The 5,151-nt window shown below is 36.3% G+C and carries 5 protein-coding genes and 2 pseudogenes; 1 reads left to right on the top strand and 6 read right to left on the bottom strand.

Going from position 1 to position 5,151, the window contains the following annotated elements; genetic code table 11:
- Both CER18_RS09410 and CER18_RS10815 read right to left on the bottom strand, forming a co-directional pair.
- A partial coding sequence (locus CER18_RS09410) for a helix-turn-helix domain-containing protein (RefSeq protein WP_100129712.1) occupies positions 1-254 on the bottom strand: 254 nt, incomplete at its 3' end.
- A gap of 63 nt (positions 255-317) precedes the next feature.
- Positions 318-472, bottom strand: a pseudogene (locus CER18_RS10815) (DNA adenine methylase); the annotation flags it as partial.
- A 130-nt stretch (positions 473-602) separates the two neighbouring features.
- Here CER18_RS10815 and CER18_RS09400 point away from each other — a divergent pair.
- Entirely contained in the window at positions 603-2,522 is a 1,920-nt protein-coding gene (locus tag CER18_RS09400) for an ATP-binding protein (protein WP_100129711.1), read from the top strand.
- 16 nt (positions 2,523-2,538) lie between these two features.
- Here the strand turns inward: CER18_RS09400 and CER18_RS09395 are convergent, their stop codons facing one another.
- The 4 genes and pseudogenes from CER18_RS09395 to CER18_RS10650 form a co-directional block, all read right to left on the bottom strand.
- A complete protein-coding gene (locus tag CER18_RS09395; RefSeq protein ID WP_100129715.1) occupies positions 2,539-2,766 on the bottom strand; it encodes a hypothetical protein in 228 nt (75 codons plus the stop codon).
- Positions 2,767-2,819: 53 nt separating this feature from the next.
- The gene (locus tag CER18_RS09390; protein ID WP_100129714.1) at positions 2,820-3,482 is read right to left on the bottom strand and encodes a lysozyme; all 663 of its coding nucleotides are present in this window, start codon (positions 3,480-3,482) and stop codon (positions 2,820-2,822) included.
- A 70-nt stretch (positions 3,483-3,552) separates the two neighbouring features.
- On the bottom strand, positions 3,553-3,876 hold the full coding sequence (locus CER18_RS09385; protein ID WP_100129710.1) for a hypothetical protein: 324 nt from the start codon (positions 3,874-3,876) through the stop codon (positions 3,553-3,555).
- 15 nt (positions 3,877-3,891) lie between these two features.
- Positions 3,892-5,151, bottom strand: a pseudogene (locus CER18_RS10650) (hypothetical protein); the annotation flags it as partial.

Raw genomic sequence — 5,151 nt, 5'->3', positions numbered from 1 at the left:
AATGGGTCTGAAGATTTGATTGTAAAACTCTTGCGACATGCATAGGCTTCTTTTCTTAACAATGAAGCCTTCTCTTGATCTAAACCGTACAGCTCTATGATCTTCTCTTCCATACCAACCGGTACTGATTTCTTGCCAATTTCTACAGAAGATAAAAACGCTACAGATATACCTAATGTCTTAGCCATATCTAAGAGGCGTTCTGAGTGATCAATGCGAAGTTTACGTAAAATTTTACCAAAAGATGTAGCCATATAAAAAGCCTGTTAGAGAAGAAACATTTCCTCTGATTCTAACAAATCTTTTCAAAATTTTCCTCAATTATTGCGAATCAAGAGTTCTTTTCGGGGTGTTTTTTTACGAAACCTGATGTCCAAAGGGTCTCAACTTCTAAAAAGTCAAAACCCTTAAAGATCTCTCGAACCGCATCACAATCATTCAGACTTAAAACAAACTTCCCTTGGATGACTTTGCTGAAAATAAGAAAGATATCGTCTGATGTCTCTATACAAAGGCAATTATCAAGCATATAAATATTTAGTGGGAATTTTTTTTACCTCTTTCAGTAAAACAAATAAAATGAAAGCTTATATCGGTGTCTCATGCTTGTTAACCTAAACGCTATAATTCGCGATCTTTCCTCAAAAACGAATATCTTTACAGTCCTTAAGGAATCTATCGTTAATTCTATACAAGCTCATGCAACAAAAATTGATATTTTACTCCAACTTTATAGCAGCAATCCAGATTTATGGGGGAATCAACAAGTTTTTTCTATTAGCGTTTTTGATAATGGAGATGGTTTCACAACAGAAAATATCAAATCTTTTTCTACCTATAAAAGTGATTACAAAATTAAAGAAGGATGTAAAGGTGTTGGACGTATTACTTACTTAAAAGTATTTGAAAAAGTTGAAATTACTAGTTTTAATGCAAGTGAAGATAATGTCCGAGTTTCATTAAATTTCACTCCAGATTTTACACAAGATTCTTTTAAAAAAGAGAATGCTAAACGAGATAAATGGTGGACTACACAATTATTTTTTGAAAAACCTTCTCAACAAAATGATTTAGATATAAGTATAGTTCGTGATGAAATTTATTATCATCTTCTTCCTTTACTTTTTTTAAATAAAGAAAAAGATATTGAAATTAATTTTTACGTACATGAAGCGGAAGATTTAGAAGACTTACATAAATTAAGAAAGGTAGAAAATTTAGAAACAGTAAAAAGATTAAAGAAAAGCACAATAAAAACGAAGGATTTACCTTATTTATCAAATAAAACTTTCAAAATCAGTTGTTTAAATATTCCTTTCACCCTTTCTTATTATTTTGAAGATAATGAAAATTATAGTGATGAAATAAAAGCATTCTACTGTGCTCATAGTCGTACTGTTATGCCTTTTTCAGAGTTTATAAAAATTAATCCAATAAAAAATGTTATAATGATATTTTTATTGGAGTCTCATATTTTGAATGAGTATGTTAACGATGAAAGAAACAACTTTGATATTGATGAAAAACAACCTGACTTAGAAACACAACTAAGTTGGGGTGATATTAATAAAAAATTAGAGAATATTCTAGATGAAATAATTAACTGTCATTTTCCAAAAATTAAAGAAGAAAAAGCTGCTCTTCTCGAAAAAGTTTCTGAAGAATATCCTTACTTGGTGGAATTTTTAGATACAAAAGATGTAATCGGAGGCATCTTTACAGAAGATTCATTGATTGAAAAAGCAGAAAAAAAATATTCAAAAAGAAAACTAGAATTCAGAAAAACTCTTCGTGAAGGTAAAGGAATAGCAGAAAAGAATTTTAAAAAAGCACAAAAATTTGCTAGTCTAGAATTAACTCAATATATTGAATTCAGAGATCATATTCTATGCCAATTTTCTAATTTCCTACAACCAAATACCTTGGAAAAAGAAATTCATAATTTATTTATTCAAAAAAAATGTACTGCTGGTAAAAGTTCACCTTTAGCATTAAAAGAAAATAATTTATGGATACTTGATGACAACTTAATGAGCTATACTTATTTACAAAGTGAGAGGAATATAAAGAGCTTTCTTTTAAACGTTAATTCAGCTTCGCTTAGTGTTGAAGAAAATAATAAAAGATTATTGAGTCGACCTGATATAGCTCTGTATTTTGATTCTGAGGAAAGAAAACGGGCTGTCTTAATAGAGTTTAAAAGTCCTGTAGCAGATTATAAAAATACAGGCGTTGCTCAATTAATGTATTACGCTGAAACACTTCAGCAATGGGGTGTTGGGGAGATATATCTTTATCTCATTGCTGAAATAGATGACGCTTTCTCGAAAGTATTATGTGTTACAAATCATTTCACTAAAATTTTTTCTCCAGAAGGAGAGTATTACCGGAATTATTGGTCTGAATTCAACGCTTGTATACAAGTTGTATCTCCAAGAACTCTTTTGGAGAATGCAAAATTACGAAATAGCACTTTTATGGATATTATTAAAAAGGATTCATTGCGTCACAGATCATTATAAATAATCGATTAAACTTTCAAGCCTTTGTTATCCATTTTTTGAGGTGTGAGAAGGTATTTTCTAAGGTTTCTATGAAACGGGAAAAATCCATAACACACATAAAGATAAAAAGGGCTATCCACTTTATGATGCGTGACATCATTTTTAAACCTTGGTAGGTCTCTATCATCTCATGAAGCAACTGTCGTTCCGTTTCTGAGAGATCTTGTTCCTGCTTGCCTTTTCTACTCATTTTACCAACCACATAAGCGTGCTCCCTGTTTATTGACGCTGTTTGATTTCTTTTGAACCAAAAAATCACAAGCGCTGCTCCCGATAACGCTTGGCTACAATCACCAGACCTGTACAAGCGGCTAAAACCATAATCCCTGCTAAAGCCCACTGAATTGGTCCATTGCCTACCAAAAATCCCCCAAAACCAGAACAAGACCCTATAATCGGCGCAAGTGCTTCTATCTTGAAAAGACCAGTTGCATTACGCGTTTCCACCCGTTCATAATTGGAAGAAATATAAGACCCTTTCGCCCACAAACCTGCTTCCGCTGCTCGACGATTGGCTAAACCCACAAAAGTCTTCCCACCAACTTTATTCCACTTCTGTAATTCTGCTGGAACGGCTTCATAATCCCCTTGATTAAGTTTCTTCAAAAGGCTCGATTTGCAAAAGGCTGTTGTTCCTACATTATAACAAAACGACACCAATGCCGCGAATTGGCAATCCGTTAACGAAACCGTAACAGTTTCCTCTACCGTCTTCTCAAATTGCTTTAAGTCTTCACAAAGAATTGCTTCTGCTTGCTCTTTTGTGATACGCATGCCTTTTTTGACAAAGGGTTGACCTGCATTGCTGGTATGACCATAACCAATCGTCCAGATACTGGCCACATCTCTATAAGCCTCCAAACGCAATCCTTCCCACTGTTTGATAAGCTCCAAACCTTCCTTCGATATCTTTCTCATCCCGTCCTCCATAAAAAAAGCCCCACTGATGTGGGGCGGCATAAAAACCTTCTTTTATAATCTCTATTGACTATGCTCTCTGAATCAACTGTTCCACTTCATCAACACGAAACCCAAGCCGAAATATCGGCGCATATTCGCTTTCCTGTAATTCATATTGAGAACGCTTTTCTAGAGAAGGACCGTCTAAATCAACCGGCGTTTCTGTTTCTACACAAACCCTATGGGTAGCATCTTCAATCCCCTCTTCTCCTTCACTGAGTTCTTTAACAAAGATCCAATAAAAACGCGTTGATAAAAGTGTCTCTAGTCTTCTTACCGTTTCTGCCTTATCAAATTCAAGCATGTTTAGATAATCTTGCTTCGTATTTAAATGCTCTGGATAATCTATCATCTCTATTGCTCTCCTCTAAACAAAGCGGCGGAGACGGCTACAGCCTCGAGACCCTAACATCTCACCCTTGAAACTACGAGAATACTGACCACTCCGAAACAACGAACCATTAGACACACCACCACTCCAAATACCGCCTCCTACCAATACATTCATCTCTGCTCTAAAAGTCGTCCTTCCTGCTGCCACAGAAGGTATCTGGACCTGAAAAGTCTCTGATAAAAATTGTGATACATAACCGCAACCATCCTCGCACCCTATATGTGAAATCATACGCCTATTCGCCGTATCAACGTGTCCTCCAGAACTCTTCGGTGTAGGGGCTTTCTTCCCTTGAATATTTGTCTTTTCATTGCTCCCATACATCGCAGACGCAAATTCGACATCATTGAGAAAAGATTTTTTAACACGACGCATATCCGATAAGTGATCGGTATAGGGACGACCCGTTGTGATAGGAATACCATACGCCGAACGGGTAAAAATACCCGTTCCTGACTGGAGATAAATATCAACCCAAAGATCTTGCGAAGAGTCGTAAACCATCCCTTCTGGGGAACTATGCGGACAGTGATTCAAACACCAAACCGAATGGGGTAAGATATCTCCTGCTTGATAACCCGATAAGGGGTGATCTTTTATAGAACCAACATCTGCACAAAGCGTATGAAACCCTCCTATCTTTTTCGAAGTATCTAAGGTATATCCATCGGGGTAGGTAGAGTTTTCAGACACAACAAGTTTATAAGACTGTCTTGTATCAAATGCCAAATAAACGTAATAATCCTTCCCTGCTGCAAGAGAAGAGGGAACAGTTATCGTGTAATCCTCTGTATAGCTAACAACCGCAACCTCACTCGTTAGCTTCAAAGAGAGATGCGTTCCTTCTTTCAATTTTAGTTGGTTTTTTCCTGCCACAACAAGAAACGGTGTGGAAACCGAAATGACACTCAACTTTAATTGTTTCAGTAAATCATTCAAACTAGAAGATCTACTTGTGCCAGTACTTCTTTGTTGAGCGGTCATTGCCGCCTGTTTTGCTTCTTCTGCTAGGCTCTTCGCTTCACCAGACTTCGTTAAGGCTTCTGAAGCTTTTTCACCTGTCTCAACGCAACTCTGCTTGGCTGTGTTGGCTGTCGATAACGCCCTTTCCGCAATACCTTTCACTTCTTCAAGAGTTTTAGTCGATGCATCAAAAGCATCCTTGTTTTCCTGAACAAGTTTCTTGGCTTCTTCTGATACTGTTTTAGCTTCCTCAGCACTCCCTTTCGCATC

It is taken from the genome of Bartonella tribocorum (genome assembly GCF_002777915.1).
In the GTDB taxonomy this organism is placed as follows: Bacteria; Pseudomonadota; Alphaproteobacteria; order Rhizobiales; family Rhizobiaceae; genus Bartonella; species Bartonella tribocorum_A.
The sequence above is the reverse complement of the archived record's forward strand: the minus strand, read 5'-3'. Positions and strand labels throughout refer to the sequence as shown.